Source organism: Paraburkholderia yinzeri, from assembly GCF_046581065.1.
In the GTDB taxonomy this organism is placed as follows: domain Bacteria; phylum Pseudomonadota; class Gammaproteobacteria; order Burkholderiales; family Burkholderiaceae; genus Paraburkholderia.
Window position 1 is genome coordinate 1,699,787 of the sequence record NZ_JBFOCJ010000001.1, and the last position, 14,386, is coordinate 1,714,172.

A 14,386-nucleotide genomic window follows, 5' to 3' on the forward strand; every position below is an offset into this window, starting at 1 on the left:
CCCAATGGAAAGTGGCTACGGAAAATGGGTTCGTGCGTCCTGGCTGCGGCCGGACGCACTACCTCGGAATCACGAAAAGGCTACGCAGCGAAAGTTTGGGCCGCGCGAAAGACCTGATCGGGGCGCAATCGCTGGGTGCAATTACGTCAGTGCCCGCGAAAAACTCGTGGCGAACCCGACATCACGCGAGGCATCGGCATGCCGGCGGCCATCTGAATGTTGTTGATCATCTCAGCCTCCTCGTGGAATCGGGTGAAGGGAAGGGCGCCGCTCAGGCCGGCACCCGTATGAAGATTCTGCCGATTCTAGCAGTGTCGACGCGTTCTTGCTTGCATCGGCTCTTATCTGTGACCAAAAGGAAACGGCGGGAAACGGCGCAGCACGGCACGGCACGAAACGAAACGGCTCAACCCAGGAGCCGCACCGCAACGAAGATTCCGAGTCCCACCAGACCGCCCACGAGCGTGCCGTTGACGCGGATGTACTGGAGATCCTTGCCGAACTGGAGTTCCAGTTTTTTCACGAGCGTTTCGGTGTCCCAGCGCGCGACGACTTCGGAGACGAAAGCGCCGATCTCCTGGCGGTTCGGCACCACGGCGTTGAAGACCATCCGCTGCGCGGACTGGTTGATGAGCGCACGGATATCCGCGCTTTCGTCGATCCATTTGCCGATCGCGATCAGCGCCTGCTCGAGGTAATTCGCCAGCATGCCGTCGCTCGCGCTCAGTTCGGCCCGCACCTTGCCTTCGATCTCCACGCCCAGCCAGTTCAGATACCCTTCGACTACCCCGTTGTCCAGCACGTCCGATTTGATCCGCTCGCCATACTCCAGCAATTGCGGGTCGTCGGCGAGACGGAGCATGAAAGTGTCGAGCATGTCCCGGTATTCGACGCGCCAGGGGTGTTCGGCGTCTTCGCGCGCCTCGTTCATCGTGCTTTGCAGTTCTGCGAGAAAGGCGTTGGTCAACCGCTCGTCGAGCCAGCCTGGCACCCAGCCCGCGCTTTTCTTCGCGACCTTCTGGCGAATGTTGTCCTGGTGGTGATCGAGGAAATGCCGGGCTGTGTCGATCGCGATGTCGAACGCCGCTTCGTGATGGCCGTGCGCGACGAGCACCGACAGCAATCGTGCGACGAGCGGCGCGGCGGCAAACGAATCGATGCCGTTGCGAATCAGGCCCCGGCTGAAGCTTTGCACTTCGTGCTCGCCGAAGAGCGAAAGCAGCGAGGGGAAGAGGCCTTGCAGGCGTTGCGCGACGAGCTTTGCGTTGGCGGGCTCGGTGATCCAGCGTGTCGCCCAGCCGGCGGCATCGACATGTTCGAGCCTCGCCGCCACTTCGGCCGGTGCCAGAAAGTTGCTCGACACGAACCGGCCGAAACTTTCGCCGATGCGCACCTTGTGGCGGGGGATGACCGCCGTATGCGGCAGCGCGACGCCAAACGGATGGCGAAACAGCGACACGACGGCGAACCAGTCGGCGCAGGCGCCCACCATGGCTGCCTCGCTGAACGCGCGCACATAGGCAAGCCACGGTCGCGCCGATTCGAACGCCGACGCCGCCACGAACAGCAGCAGCATCGCGAGCAGCAGCGCGGTGGCCACGATGCGCATGCGCCTGAGTTGCACGACGCGTTCGTCGGCAGGCAAGGGCGCCGCGGGATCGATGGGAGGAACGCTCGCCATGGCGTTGCGGCGCGCTAGGGAAGGAGTTTTGCCAGGTATCCGGACGCGGACGCTGCGGACGCTGCCTTGCGCGAATGCCCGCGGTACAGTCCCTGGATCGTCTGCGGGCCATAAATGCGCTCGAGGCGCCGGACCATGAAGTGGCCGCGCGCAACGCGCTGGAAGTGCTCGGTGAAGATCATGTTCAGAGTCGCGCCGCCGATGGCGCCGACTACCGGCACGATGCTCGAAGCCGACATGTCCGACACCACAAGGCCGAAGCGGGCGACGATCTCGCCCACGAGCTTGGCGATGATCGGCGTGGACGCGTTGACCGCGCCGCGCTCCGTGACGAGTGCGGCGACATCGTGGGTGAGGCGCGTCAGCACGAGGCGTGCGGCATAGTAGTCGACGTTTGCCCGGTCGTGCGGGCCGCGCACGCCGAGCGCGAAGACTTCCAGGCAGGCAAGCCGCGTCTCGATGAGGCCCAGGTCCTCGCCTTCGGCGCGAGCGATCCCGGCGATCGCGCGCAGCATCAGGACCGTGGTGATCGGCAACTCGACGGGCAAGGCCGCCATGCCGAAGAAGCCGCCCACACCGCCCGCGAGGCCGACGACGACATTGTTCAGCCAGTCCGGCGCGGCCTCGGGGGTATCGTCTTCGAGCGAGTCGATCGCGACTTCGAGGCATTTGAGAATCGCCCCGCGAACGCTGTCGCGCAGCCGTTCGTTGAGCGTGCGCGGCAGCCGCTCGACGATCGAATTGATCGGTTGTCCGACATAATCGGCGAGCCGCGCGGCAAAGTGCGGGTTCTCCAGCAGGTCGACGGCGAGTTTGAGATCGCGGCGGTGTTTCGCCGTCAGCGTGCCGTCGACAACCTGGATGGGCGTGTTCATGATTGGCGCAGGGCGGGGCGCAGACCGTTCAGGCTCGCGATGATCGCCGAGCCGTTGCTGATGACCGCGGTGACCTCGGGGCTGACGAGGCCGCCGGGCAGTGCAAGTCCCAGCGCGATCGTGTTCAGTGCCGCCACGATTCCGTAGTTCTGCTTGATGAGGCCGACCGCGCCGCGCGAAATCTCGATCGCCTTGATGAGCTTCCAGAGCGAGTCTTCCATCAGCACGACGTCGGCCGACTCGTGCGTGATGTCGGCGCCGTACTTCATCGCAATGCCGACGTCGGCGAAGCTCAGAGCCGGCGAATCGTTGATTCCGTCGCCCACCATCGCGACGACGCGCCCTTCGCGCTGTAGTTGAAGGATCACCTCGGCCTTGTCCGCCGGCATCATGTTCGCCACCTGGCGGGTCAGGCCGACGCGCTTGCCGACCGCCTTCGCCACGACGGCGTTGTCGCCCGTCAGCATGATCGTGTCGCGGATGCCCATGCCGTGCAGCGTGTCCACGATCTGGCGGCTTTCCGGGCGAATCCGGTCTTCGTAGGCGATCAGGCCCGCGAGCTGGCCGTCGATGGCCACATAAAGCGACGAGCAGCCGCGTTCGTCGATGGCGGCGCGTTCGGCCGCGATGTGATCGACGCGAATATCGTTCTGCCGCAGGAAGCGCTCGCTGCCCACATGCATGTAGTAGCCGTTCACGCGCCCCTCGACGCCGAGGCCGATCCGGTATTCGGTCTCGTCGCAAGGCGGCAGCACGAGCTGCAATTCGCCGCTCTTTTCGCGCAACGCTTCCGCCACGGGATGCTGGAGGCGCGTTTCGGCCGCCACCGCGAGCGCCAGCAGGTGCTCGGGCGAGACATGGCGATTGAACGACTGCATGTTCACGACGTGCGGCGTGCCGACGCTCAGCGTGCCGGTCTTGTCGAACACCACGGTATCGACTTCGGCGAGCTTTTCCATGTGGCCGCCGCTCTTGATGACGATGCCGGCGCGCGCGGCATGGGTCATCGACGAGAGCACGGCGGTCGGCGCCGCGACCCGGATGCCCGTGCCGTAATCGACGATGACGAGCGACAGGAAGCGGTTGAAATCGCGCGAGACGAGCGCGGTGCCGATCGCGAGGCCAAGCGTGGGCAGCACGAGCCGGTCCGCGAAGCGTTCCGCGTGATTCTGCATGCGCGTGTCGCCCACGGGCGCCGAGTCGACCAGGTGGGCGATCTGCCCCGCCGTGGTGTCGTTGCCGACACGGATCGCGCGCAGCGTCAGTTGTCCTTCGCGCAGGATCGTGGCCGCGAACACGACTTCGCCGGCGCCGCGCGAGACGGGCAGCCCCTCGCCGGTGATCGTCTTCTGGTCGATCATGCCGTTGCCGGAGAGGATCTCGCCGTCCACGGGAATCATTTCGCCGGGGTAGACCACGACGGAGTCGTCGATCGCGAGGCTCGTCGCGGGAACGGCCACTACCGTGCCGTCGCGGATCACCCAGGCCGTCTTGTCCTTGAATCCGAGGAGTTCCGTGACGGCCCGCTTCGAACCGGCCGCGGTGAGGTCGCGGATCCAGTCGCCGAGGCGGATCAGCCAGGTAATGACGCCGCCTGTGACGAGGTTGCCCTGGCCGATCGATGCCGTGATCGCCAGCGCGTCCAGGAAGTCGACGTTCAGGCGCCGCTCGCGGCTCCAGACCAGCCAGGCCCGGTGGAAGATCGGCGCGGCGTTGTAGACCATGAGCGGCACGTTGACCGCGATGGCGAATGGGTTGACCGAAAACGAGAGCAGCAGCGAGAGGCTGGGCAACGCGAGCGGCCAGCGGGGCTTCTCGGGCGCAACGTGGCTGCGTGCGGCGCCAACCGCGCTTGCCGAGCCGGTCGGGTCCAGATAGCGCAGCAACTGATCGAGGTCGGCGAGGCTGAAGCCCTCGAGCATTTCGAGCAGTTCGGCGAGCTGATCGCCTTGCTCGCGGTCGTAATGGACGATCAGGCTCGCGCAGTCGTATTTGATCTGCGCTTCGTCGATGAACTCCTGCTGCCGGAGCCACGACAATGCCGATTCCGCGAGCGGCGAGGGGGAGCAAAGCGCCGGGACATGCAGACGCACGCGGCCCGGAATCGCGTGCCGGATCGAAAACTCCATAGCGTGCGGGTCAGGCGGCGGCGCCGCGCGGGGTGGCCGCGGTGGCCGTGGCGGGCGGCTCGGCTGCCGGGCGGCCGTCCTGCTTCAATTCGATGAGGTGGTTCATGGCAAAGAGGCCCAGGGTGACCCACATCGGTGTCGCGGCTTCCGCGCCGATCTCGACGAAAGTCGCCACCGCGAGGCCGCCCACCAGCACGAACTTCAGGTCGATGGTGTTGTCCGTCATCGCCTTGATCTGATAGTCGACTTTCTTGAACAGGTCGACCGTGGCGCGCACCGCTTCCGAGCGTTCGGCCAGGAACTCGGCTTCGGCTTCGATTTTTTGGGCGATTTCCTCGATCTCGTCGCCCGGCCGTGCGGCTTTGACCGTGACGTCGGCCTGCGCGCAACAGCGGTGGAAGTGCGTCTGGAATTCGGCCTCGTGGCTCGGATCGTAGTGGATGACGATGCTGCCGGTGTCCGGCTTCGCCTTCACCTTCGTAATGCCGGGTATGGCCGAGAACACGCTCTGGAACAGCGTGAGAAATTCCGGGTTGTTCTTCGCGGACGGGATCTTCATGCGGATCCGGCCCGGCACCTTGTGCTCGATTCTCACCTCGTGTTTCTTCTTTTTGCTCCGTGCTGCCCGCGCGGCTTCGTCGCTCTCGCGCGACGCGGCGTGCGCCTCGGGCTCGTGCGTCGAGGTAGTGAGCGGTGCGTTGGGGGAGGGATCGTCAGGTACGGGATGACTCATGGGCAACGTTCGATAGTGCCAGGGCGCGGTCGGCGGGTGTGCGGCCGCGCGGAGGTTCCGGAAAGCGTGCTTCCTGAAAGGCGCGCGCAGGCCTCGCAACGAGGAAGGGGCGCAAAGTTGCGGGCGACCCTGCGGGCGCCCGCTGCCGTCATGCGCTGCTCAGGCCTTTGCGGCTTCAGCGGCCGGAACGACTTCGCCCGCGGCTGCCACTTCTTCGGCTTCGACTTCGGCTGCGATATCGCTCATCTGCTCCCGGACCTCGCCAACCGCCGACCGTGCCTTGCGGCCGAGCTTGTAAGCACCACGAACGGTTCGGTTGAAGAGCGGCTGAATGCGATCGCCGAGACCCGGCAGATACTTCGGGGCGAGCGCGGCGGCCGCGCCGATCAGAATGCCGGGAATCAGTGCGCTTTCGAGGATAGCGGCACCGACCACCACGACGCCGATCGTCGCCACTTTCGACTGCATGTCGTCGCCCCTGGGAGCCGCATCGCCGTGCTCGTCCTCAACCGTGTGTGCGTGGTCAGCGTGAGCGCTCGCGCCGTTGAGCTCGACTTTGTACTTTCCCATGATCCGGTCGTTCCTTTCACCTGAGGTCTAGAGACGAATCGGGCGACCGCGAGCGGTCGCCCCATGCCAGTTGATTGTTTTGTACGCCCGAACTGTGACACGCAGGTTACGTCGCGGGGCATTTCGTTCGAAGACCTATGCGAATGACGCAAATGAAAAGTGATGGAGGTTATTCGTAGGTTTTTTGAAAGTCACCAGGGCGAATAGAGATGTTCGCTGCGAGCCGGCATCCCTATGACGAATGCGAATCGAGACGGCGCACACTAGCGATAATCGGGACCGCGCACGAATAATCTTCGTGGCTGACCCGGTACTCCCTGTATGCGGCAGGAATGATGGTCGGCATCGGGTGATCTTCACGCGTCGCTGCCGATTCCAATGCCGGCGCGTCAGGCAGTCGTTTTCGGAGTGCTGATGAGTATGAGATTAGGATGGCTAACGGTATATGAGCTGCGGAAAACGGCTGTATACGTTGGAGATGCTGTCATCAAATCATGGATTTAGCGAGACGAAGGTAGACGATCGCCTCGCCAAAAACCAGATTACTTCAACGGGTTATGGCCGTCCTGAGACGTGCTGAGCATCCGCTCCACATACCGCGCAATCAAATCGATCTCCAGATTCACTTTCGTCCCTGCCTGAAGATGCTTGAGCGTCGTAACCTCGACCGTGTGCGGGATCAGGTTGATCGAGAATTCGCAGCCGTCCGCGCGGTCTTCCACCGAGTTGACCGTGAGGCTCACGCCGTTCACCGTCACCGATCCTTTGTACGCGAGGTAGCGACCGATCTCGGCGGGCGCGAGAACGCGCAGTTCGTGCGATTCACCCACCGGCGCGAAGCGCGTGACGGTGCCAAGGCCGTCCACGTGGCCCGAGACGATGTGGCCGCCCAGCCGGTCGTGCGCGCGCAGCGCCTTTTCGAGGTTGACTTCGCCCGTGGCCGCGAGGCCCACGGTGCGGTTCAGGCTCTCGCGCGAAACGTCGACGTCGAAGCTCGTCGCGGTTTTTTCGACGACGGTCATGCAAGCCCCCTGGATCGCGATGCTGTCGCCGATCTGGACGTCGTCCATGCCGAGCGCGCCCGCATTCACGCTCAGGCGCACGCCTGCATCGGCGTCGCTGCCGAGCGGTTTGATCGATTCGATGCGGCCCACCGCCGCGACGATTCCGGTAAACATCGTGCTGTTCCTTATGTTCGGTTCGTTGATGGAAGCGGCGGCCGCGGCACCGGTCAGGGCGCGTCCGCTTGCGAGGCTTCGGCGCGCTCGATGCGCGCGAGGAGGCGCAGGTCGTCGCCGAGGCGATCGACCGAGTGGTACTTCAGCCGCATGCGCGCGTCCAGCGACGCCGGCGCGGCAATGTCGATCATGCCGAGCGCGTTGGTGCCGAGCAGCGACGGCGCGAGGTAGACCAGCAGTTCGTCCACGCAGCCTTCGCGCAGGAGCGACCCGTTGAGCTTGTAGCCGGCTTCCACATGCAGTTCGTTTACGCCGCGCGCGGCGAGCTCGCTCAGCATGGCGGGCAGGTCCACCTTGCCTTGCGCATTGCCGAGCGGCACCAGTTCCGCGCCGCGCGCGCGCAGCGCTTCGGCGCGCGCTTCGTTGTGCTCGTCGAGCGAGGCGCAGAACACGAGCGTTGGCGCGCCCACGAGGATCTGCGCTTCGGGCGGCACGTCGAGCCGGCTGTCCACGAGCACGCGCTTCGGCTGGCGGGGTGTGTCGATGGCGCGCACGGTCATGCGCGGGTCGTCTTCCTTGACCGTGCCGATGCCGGTGAGGATGGCCGAGGCGCGCGCGCGCCATGCATGTCCGTCCGCGCGTGCCGCCTCGCCGGTGATCCACTGGCTTTCGCCCGAGGGCAGGCCCGTGCGGCCGTCGAGCGACGCTGCGATCTTCATGCGCACCCACGGGCGCTTGCGCACCATGCGCGAAACGAAGCCGATGTTCAGCTCGCGCGCTTCGTTGGCGAGCAGGCCGCAGCGCACGTCGATGCCCGTCTCCCGCAGCATCGCAAGGCCGCGTCCCGACACGAGCGGATTCGGGTCTTCCATCGCCGCGATCACGCGGCCGACCTTCGCTTCGATCAACGCGTTCGCGCAGGGCGGCGTGCGGCCGAAATGGCTGCACGGTTCGAGCGTCACGTAGGCCGTCGCGCCGCGCAGGTCGTGGCCGCGCCCGCGGGCGTCCTTCATCGCCTGGATTTCGGCGTGATCCTGGCCGGCCGGCTGCGTGTAGCCTTCGCCGATCACCTCGCCGTCCTTCACCAGCACGCAGCCGACGCGCGGATTCGGATCGGTCGTGTAAAGGCCGCGCGCCGCGAGAGCGAGCGCGCGCTCCATGTGGAGGAAATCGGTTTGCGAGAACATCGTCGTGCTTTCTCCGCGGCGGCGGGTCGGGTGAGCCGGGCGCGCAGCGCCCGGTGATGGCATGGCGGCAGCTCCGGCGCGATTCAGGCGGCGAAGGCGCGACGCGCGGCGGCGATCGTTGCGTCGATCGTCGCGTCGTCGTGCGCGCTCGACACGAAGCCTGCCTCGTAAGCCGACGGCGCGAAGTACACGCCCGCGTCCAGCATCTGATGGAAGAAGCGGTTGAAGTGCGCAATATCGCTCTTCGTAACTTCGGCGAAGCGGGTGGGGACCTTGTCGGCGAAGTAGAGGCCGAACATGCCGCCCACCGCGTCGGCCGCGAACGGCACCTTCGCATTGCGCGCCGCTTCGGTGAGGCCTTGCGCGAGACGTGCCGTTTGTGCCGAGAGCTTCTCGTAGAAGCCGGGCGCCTGGATCAGTTGCAGCGTCTTGAGGCCGGCCGCGACCGCAACCGGGTTGCCCGAGAGCGTGCCCGCCTGGTAGACGGTGCCGTTGGGCGCGAGATGGTCCATGATCTCGCGCCGGCCGCCGAATGCCGCCGCGGGCATGCCGCCGCCGATCACCTTGCCGAGGCACACCATGTCGGCCTCGACGCCATAGAGTGCCTGCGCGCCCTTGAGGCCCACGCGGAAGCCGCACATCACTTCGTCGAAGATCAGCACGGCGCCGTGCTTCGTGCAAAGGCTGCGCAGTGCGCCGATGAACTCGGGCGTGCCCTTCACGAGATTCATGTTGCCGGCCACCGGCTCGACGATCACGGCGGCGATCTCGTCGCCGAAGGCCTTGAACGCCTCTTCCAGCGCGGCCACGTTGTTGTATTCAAGCACCGTGGTGTGCTTCGCGATGTCGACGGGCACGCCCGCCGAAGTCGGATTGCCGAACGTGAGGAGGCCCGAGCCCGCCTTCACGAGCAGGCTGTCGGCATGGCCGTGGTAGCAGCCTTCGAACTTCACGATGCGGTCGCGCTTCGTGTAGCCGCGCGCGAGGCGCAGCGCGCTCATCGTGGCCTCGGTGCCGCTCGATACCATGCGCACCTGCTCCATCGAGGGCACGAGCTTGCAGATTTCCTCGGCAATCTCGATCTCGGCTTCGGTCGGCGCGCCGAACGAGAAACCGTTCTTCAGCACGCGCTCGACGGCTTCGAGCACTTCGGGATGAACGTGACCCAGGATCATCGGGCCCCATGAGCCGATGTAGTCGATATAGCGCTGGCCGTCGGCGTCCCAGAAGTACGGTCCTTGCGCGCGCTCGATGAAGCGCGGCGTGCCGCCGACCGAGCGAAACGCCCGCACGGGCGAGTTGACGCCGCCGGGAATGGTGCGCTGCGCGCGTTCGAAGAGAGCGTCGTTGCGGGACTGCGTGCTGGACTGAGTGTTCGACATGGGAGCTGGACCTGCGTGTAGGGTGTGGCGCGCGGCGCGACGGTCTCGCGCGGCGTAGGGAGGATCTGCTCAAATTGTACCGGAGTCGCCGGGATGGGGCCGACGCCCGGTCAGTTGGGCCCAGCGCTTCTCCAGCGCGCCTTCGGCAATCGGCTTGATGCGGGTCCCGGAGCTCTGGGCGTCCCAGGTCTGCACCGAGAACGGATGCACGCGCAGCGCGTCGCGGCCGATCACGACCTCGTGGCTCGCGTCCACGAGCCAGTCGTAAACGAAATCGATGCACAGGCGGTAGCCCCGCTTGTAGGCCGCGTCGGGCACCTCGTAGGGCGCGCGCGTCACGTAGCCCGAGCCGAAGAGGCCGCGCGGCTCGGACGCCACGCGGTGCACGAACACACGGTCGCCCGGCAGGATGCCGCGCGCGAAGCCGCAGCCCCAGGTGTCGGCAACCGCCTCTCCCAGCCGTACGCGTCGCGCTACCTCGGGGAGTTCGGGCCAGGGCCACTTCTTGGGGCTCCAGATCAGCAGGAAGGCGGTCATCGGTCGGGCTGCGCGCAACGCGCTGGCATAAAACCGGCAGCTTACCGTGAAGGCTCGCACATAGGCGTTTTTAAGCGTCGGGTACAATTCCCTCATTCGACGCCGCTTTGCGCCACCCGCATTGCGCGCCTTTGACTGATACGGCCGTCGCGCACCGCCGGCGGCTCGTTCCCGCACGCTCCCATGCCTCATTCCATACGCCGCCGGCCCGACGTCCGGCTGATCCTGCTGCTTGGCGCGCTCGCGGCCTGCGGCCCGCTCGCGACGGACATGTACCTGCCGAGCCTGCCCGCCATCGCGAAGGCCTTCGGGGTATCGGCGTCCGCGGCGTCCGCGACGCTCACGAGCTTCATGGCCGGTTTCTCGATCGGCATGCTGCTGTACGGGCCGCTCTCCGATGCCTACGGCCGGCGTCCGGTGCTGCTCGGCGGCATCGCGCTCTTCACCGTGGCGAGTATCGCGTGCTGGCTGTCGTTCTCGGTGGGCGAACTCACGATCGTGCGCTTTCTGCAGGCGCTCGGCGCCGGTGCCGCCTCGGTGCTCGCGCGTGCCATTGCCCGCGACGCGCACGAGCCGTCCGACGCCGCGAGAGTGCTGTCGATGGTCGCCATCGTCACGGCGATCGGCCCGCTGCTCGCGCCGTTGCTCGGCGGCCAGTTGCTGCTGCTCGGCGGCTGGCGCATCGTGTTCGTTGCGCTGACGCTGTTCGGCATGGCCTGCGCCGTTGCGGCCTGGCTGCGCGTGCCCGAGACCTGGCCGCCCGAGAAGCGCGAAAGCGGCGCGGTCCTGCGCTCGTTCGCGGCTTATGGGCGGTTGCTGCGCGATCCGCTGGTCTGGGGGCACATGATCTGCGGCGGCATGGCGTTCGCGGCGATGTTCACCTACATCTCGGCCACGCCGTTCGTCTATATCGAGTACTTCCACGTGACGCCGCAGCATTACGGCTTCTTTTTCGGCCTGAACATCCTCGGCATCATGCTCGGCAATTTCCTGAACACGCGCTTCATCGGCCACATGGGCACGCTGCGCATGGTGTCGATCGCGTCGCTCGTGAGCATCGTGGCGTCGTTCTTCGTCGCACTGGCCTGCCTCACCGGGCTCGGCGGGCTGTGGTCGATCGTGGCCGGCCTGTTCTTCGTGGTGGGCGTGGTGGGGCTGCTCGGCGCGAATTGCGCGACCGATCTCATGTATCGCTATCCGGTCAATGCGGGCGCGGCGGCGGCCGTGTTCGGCGCGGCGCAGCTCGGTCTCGGCGCGTTCGCGAGCGTGATGGTGGGCTGGTTTCCGGGCGTGTCGCCGTTCGGCATGGGCTGCACGATCGGCGTGTTCGGCGCGCTGACCTGGGTTGGCCGCCGCGTGGTGATCAAGTGGCATGGCCGGCCCGCGCCGGGGCAGGCGCAGCCAGCTTCGGTCTGAGCTGTTCGCCGCAACGGCAACGACAATGAAAATGGGACGCCGAGGCGTCCCATTTTTCTATACGGCGATACGCGGCGAGGGTGGCGCGCTTACTCCCGCGCGATCGACGAGGCGCCGTGGCTCAGCCAGTCGAGCACGGCGGAAGCATCGTCGTCGGCCTGTTCGCGCGCACGCTCGACGGCGTCGTGCATGCCGCCGTCCGACGACGCGCGGCGGATCGCGACGCCCACGGCGAGGATATCGATCATCAGCAGATGCAGGACGCGCGAGATCATCGAGAGCTGCGACTCGCGCATTTCGATGTGATCGGTTTCGAGCGCAACGGTCGCGCGCTTCGCGAGCGGCGTGTTGCTCGAGGTGATCGCAATGACCTTCGCGCCGGACTGCATGGCGACGTCGAGCACGCGCAGGAGTTCGGGCGCGCGGCCCGACTTCGAAACCGCCACGATCACGTCGCCCTTGCCGAGCAGGGCGGCGGAGGCCGCCTGCATGTACAGGTCGCCGTAGGCGATGGTCGGGATGCCGAAGCGGAAGAACTTGTAGTGCGCGTCCTGGGCGACGATGTGCGAGTTGCCGAGGCCGTAGAACTCGATGCGGCGCGCGCCGTTGAGCAGCGTGATGGCTTCCTCGACGTGCTCGAAGTTCAGATGCTCGCGCAACTGCAGGATGGCCGAGACGGTGTTGTCGAGCACCTTCGCGCCGAAATCGGTGGCCGTGTCGCCCAGATGCACCTGGCTGTGGCTCACGGGAATCGTGCCGGTGAGGCCCGTGGCGAGCTTGAGCTTGAAGTCCGAGAGCCCCTGGCAGCCGAGCGAGCGGCAGAAGCGGATCACCGTGGGCTGGCTCACGTCGGCCTTGCGCGCGATGTCGACGATCGGGTCGTTGATGATCGAGCGCGGATGGTTCAGCGCGAGGTCGGCCACGCGGCGCTCGGCCGGCGTGAGCGCGTCGCGCATCTGGCGGATGCGCTCGAACACGGCCGACGAGCCGCCGCCGGCGCGATTCGACAACTGCTCCGCAAGGATCGCGGAGACGCCGAGGAACGCCGGATATTCGGCGGTGATGACGTAGGTCGGGATATTCGCAAGATAGGCGTCGAAGCGTCCCTTGGCCTCGAAGCGCTGGCGGAACGACGAGCGCGTGAAGAGCTCGCCCAGGCGCGGCACCACGCCGCCGCCGATGTAGATGCCGCCGAGCGAGCCGAGCGTCATGGCGATGTTGCCCGCGAAGCTGCCGAGAATGCCGCAGAAGCACTCGACCGTTTCGAGCGCGAGCGCTTCGCCCTCATGCGCGCGCTTCACGACTTCCGCGGTGTCGAGGTTTGCTGGCAGACGCTTCTTGTCGCGCGCGGCGAGCGCGCGATAGATCAGTTCGAGGCCGGGGCCCGCGCAGACGCGCTCGAACGAGACATGCGGCCACTTCTTGCGCGCGAACTGCAGCACGACATCTTCGCGTTCGTCCTGGGGCGAGAAGCTGGCGTGGCCGCCTTCGCTGCCGAGCGCGATCCAGCGGTCGTCGGCGGGAATGAGGCCCGAAACGCCGAGGCCCGTGCCCGGCCCGAGCAGGCCGATCACGCTGTTCTGGCGGCGCTGGCCGCCGCCCACCTGAACGCGCTGGGTGTCGGTGAGGCCCGGCAGCGCCATGGCGAGCGCGGTGAAGTCGTTGACGACGAGCAGCGTGTCGAAGCCGAGCGCGCGGCGCGTGGCTTCGATCGAAAAGGTCCAGTCGTGGTTGGTCATGCGGACCTGGTCGCCGTCGACCGGGTTCGCGATCGCAATGGCCGCATGGTTCACGCGGCCGATCTTCGTGTCCTTCAGGTATTGCCGGATTACGTCCGCGACGCCGGGATAGTCGGCGCACGGATAGACACGCACCTGGCCGATCTCGCCCGGGCCGGTCTCTAGCGCGAAGCGCGCATTGGTACCGCCGATATCGGCGAGCAGCCTCGGTCCGTCGGCGTGCTGGCCCGCGCCAGGGGCGGTTTTATTAGGCACACCAGTAGACATCGAGTCTCACTCCCTTGTCGTTCGCCAGCTTCGAGATGGCGTTATTTTGTTCCGCCGCGGCGGCTTGTTGCAAAACGTCCAGCTTGCGCTGACCGGCGATCAGCAGGAAAAGCCGGTCGACCTGGCGCAGCGCCTGCATCGACCAGGACACGCGCGCGTGCGGCGCGGTCTGCGGATGGACGGCCACGAACGGGCGCGCCGTGGTGATCGCCTCGTGCCACTCGGGCGCGTCCGCGAAGATCGACGCCGTGTGGCCGTCCTCGCCCATGCCGAGCACGGCGACGTTGGGCAGGAGGCGCTGCGGGTCGGCATTGAGCGCGGCCACGTGGGCGTCCAGCGTCTGGCTTACGTCCACGAGCGGCAGGAAGCGCGCCTGCGCGGCTTCGTTTTTCAGCAGCGTTTCGTGGACGAGGCGTGAGTTGCTGGCCGCGTCCGTTTCCGGCACCCACCGGTCGTCGACGAGCGTGATGTCGGTGCGGGCCCAGTCGAAGCGGTGCGTCGACAAGGTCTCGAGGAAGGGGCGCGGGCTCGTGCCGCCGGAAACGGCGAGCGTCGCACGGCGCGCACCGGTTCCGGGCGCGGCGCTCTGAGCGGCGAGCGATGCATGTAGCGCATCGCCCACGGCTCGCGCCAGCGCGTCGGATTGGACGCGCGGGTCGTCGAATACGTGAAGCTCGATCACTTCTCCTCCA

Annotated in this window: 12 protein-coding genes; 1 reads left to right on the forward strand and 11 read right to left on the reverse strand. The window is 66.5% G+C overall.

Annotated elements, in window-relative coordinates; all coding sequences use genetic code 11:
* Positions 1-406: 406 nt before the first annotated feature.
* The 9 genes from WJ542_RS08165 to WJ542_RS08205 all read right to left on the reverse strand — a co-directional run bounded on the left by WJ542_RS08165 (position 407) and on the right by WJ542_RS08205 (position 10,272).
* A complete protein-coding gene (locus tag WJ542_RS08165) occupies positions 407-1,681 on the reverse strand; it encodes a DUF445 domain-containing protein (protein ID WP_411188793.1) in 1,275 nt (424 codons plus the stop codon).
* Positions 1,682-1,695: 14 nt separating this feature from the next.
* Positions 1,696-2,556 carry an EcsC family protein gene (locus tag WJ542_RS08170; RefSeq protein WP_411188795.1) on the reverse strand — a complete coding sequence of 287 codons (861 nt, stop codon included), beginning with the start codon at positions 2,554-2,556 and terminating at the stop codon, positions 1,696-1,698.
* Positions 2,553-4,685 carry a heavy metal translocating P-type ATPase gene (locus WJ542_RS08175; protein ID WP_411188796.1) on the reverse strand — a complete coding sequence of 711 codons (2,133 nt, stop codon included), beginning with the start codon at positions 4,683-4,685 and terminating at the stop codon, positions 2,553-2,555. Before WJ542_RS08175 ends, WJ542_RS08170 begins: the two co-directional genes overlap by 4 nt.
* 10 nt (positions 4,686-4,695) lie before the next feature.
* Positions 4,696-5,418, reverse strand: a complete 723-nt coding sequence (locus WJ542_RS08180; protein WP_411188798.1) for an HMA2 domain-containing protein — start codon at positions 5,416-5,418, stop codon at positions 4,696-4,698.
* A gap of 159 nt (positions 5,419-5,577) precedes the next feature.
* On the reverse strand, positions 5,578-5,988 hold the full coding sequence (locus WJ542_RS08185) for a DUF5132 domain-containing protein (protein ID WP_411188800.1): 411 nt from the start codon (positions 5,986-5,988) through the stop codon (positions 5,578-5,580).
* A gap of 542 nt (positions 5,989-6,530) precedes the next feature.
* Positions 6,531-7,166 (reverse strand): riboflavin synthase, encoded by a 636-nt coding sequence (locus WJ542_RS08190; RefSeq protein WP_411188801.1) that lies wholly within the window; start codon positions 7,164-7,166, stop codon positions 6,531-6,533.
* Between the two features lie 53 nt (positions 7,167-7,219).
* Positions 7,220-8,353: a bifunctional diaminohydroxyphosphoribosylaminopyrimidine deaminase/5-amino-6-(5-phosphoribosylamino)uracil reductase RibD gene (ribD, locus tag WJ542_RS08195; RefSeq protein ID WP_411188803.1), complete on the reverse strand. Its 1,134-nt coding sequence runs from the start codon at positions 8,351-8,353 to the stop codon at positions 7,220-7,222.
* Between the two features lie 83 nt (positions 8,354-8,436).
* A complete protein-coding gene (gene hemL / locus WJ542_RS08200; RefSeq protein ID WP_411188805.1) occupies positions 8,437-9,735 on the reverse strand; it encodes a glutamate-1-semialdehyde 2,1-aminomutase in 1,299 nt (432 codons plus the stop codon).
* 69 nt (positions 9,736-9,804) lie between these two features.
* Positions 9,805-10,272, reverse strand: a complete 468-nt coding sequence (locus WJ542_RS08205) for a hypothetical protein (protein ID WP_411188806.1) — start codon at positions 10,270-10,272, stop codon at positions 9,805-9,807.
* A gap of 183 nt (positions 10,273-10,455) precedes the next feature.
* On the opposite strand from WJ542_RS08205, the gene WJ542_RS08210 reads away from it, so the two are divergent.
* Positions 10,456-11,688: a Bcr/CflA family multidrug efflux MFS transporter gene (locus WJ542_RS08210; protein ID WP_411188808.1), complete on the forward strand. Its 1,233-nt coding sequence runs from the start codon at positions 10,456-10,458 to the stop codon at positions 11,686-11,688.
* Positions 11,689-11,777: 89 nt separating this feature from the next.
* Here the strand turns inward: WJ542_RS08210 and WJ542_RS08215 are convergent, their stop codons facing one another.
* Positions 11,778-13,694 carry a bifunctional transcriptional regulator/glucokinase gene (locus tag WJ542_RS08215; protein WP_411188810.1) on the reverse strand — a complete coding sequence of 639 codons (1,917 nt, stop codon included), beginning with the start codon at positions 13,692-13,694 and terminating at the stop codon, positions 11,778-11,780.
* Positions 13,675-14,376, reverse strand: coding sequence for a 6-phosphogluconolactonase (gene pgl, locus WJ542_RS08220; protein WP_411188812.1), 702 nt, complete (start codon positions 14,374-14,376; stop codon positions 13,675-13,677). The genes WJ542_RS08215 and pgl overlap by 20 nt, the downstream gene beginning before the upstream one ends.
* Positions 14,377-14,386: the final 10 nt, after the last annotated feature.

Coding starts and splice junctions, on each gene's coding strand:
- WJ542_RS08190 (WP_411188801.1), bottom strand. CDS start 7,166: ATGTTTACCGGAATCGTCGCGGCGGTGGGCCGCATCGAATCGATCAAA.
- WJ542_RS08170 (WP_411188795.1), bottom strand. CDS start 2,556: ATGAACACGCCCATCCAGGTTGTCGACGGCACGCTGACGGCGAAACAC.
- WJ542_RS08175 (WP_411188796.1), bottom strand. CDS start 4,685: ATGGAGTTTTCGATCCGGCACGCGATTCCGGGCCGCGTGCGTCTGCAT.
- hemL (WP_411188805.1), bottom strand. CDS start 9,735: ATGTCGAACACTCAGTCCAGCACGCAGTCCCGCAACGACGCTCTCTTC.
- WJ542_RS08210 (WP_411188808.1), top strand. CDS start 10,456: ATGCCTCATTCCATACGCCGCCGGCCCGACGTCCGGCTGATCCTGCTG.
- WJ542_RS08215 (WP_411188810.1), bottom strand. CDS start 13,694: ATGTCTACTGGTGTGCCTAATAAAACCGCCCCTGGCGCGGGCCAGCAC.
- WJ542_RS08165 (WP_411188793.1), bottom strand. CDS start 1,681: ATGGCGAGCGTTCCTCCCATCGATCCCGCGGCGCCCTTGCCTGCCGAC.
- WJ542_RS08180 (WP_411188798.1), bottom strand. CDS start 5,418: ATGAGTCATCCCGTACCTGACGATCCCTCCCCCAACGCACCGCTCACT.
- WJ542_RS08185 (WP_411188800.1), bottom strand. CDS start 5,988: ATGGGAAAGTACAAAGTCGAGCTCAACGGCGCGAGCGCTCACGCTGAC.
- ribD (WP_411188803.1), bottom strand. CDS start 8,353: ATGTTCTCGCAAACCGATTTCCTCCACATGGAGCGCGCGCTCGCTCTC.
- WJ542_RS08205 (WP_411188806.1), bottom strand. CDS start 10,272: ATGACCGCCTTCCTGCTGATCTGGAGCCCCAAGAAGTGGCCCTGGCCC.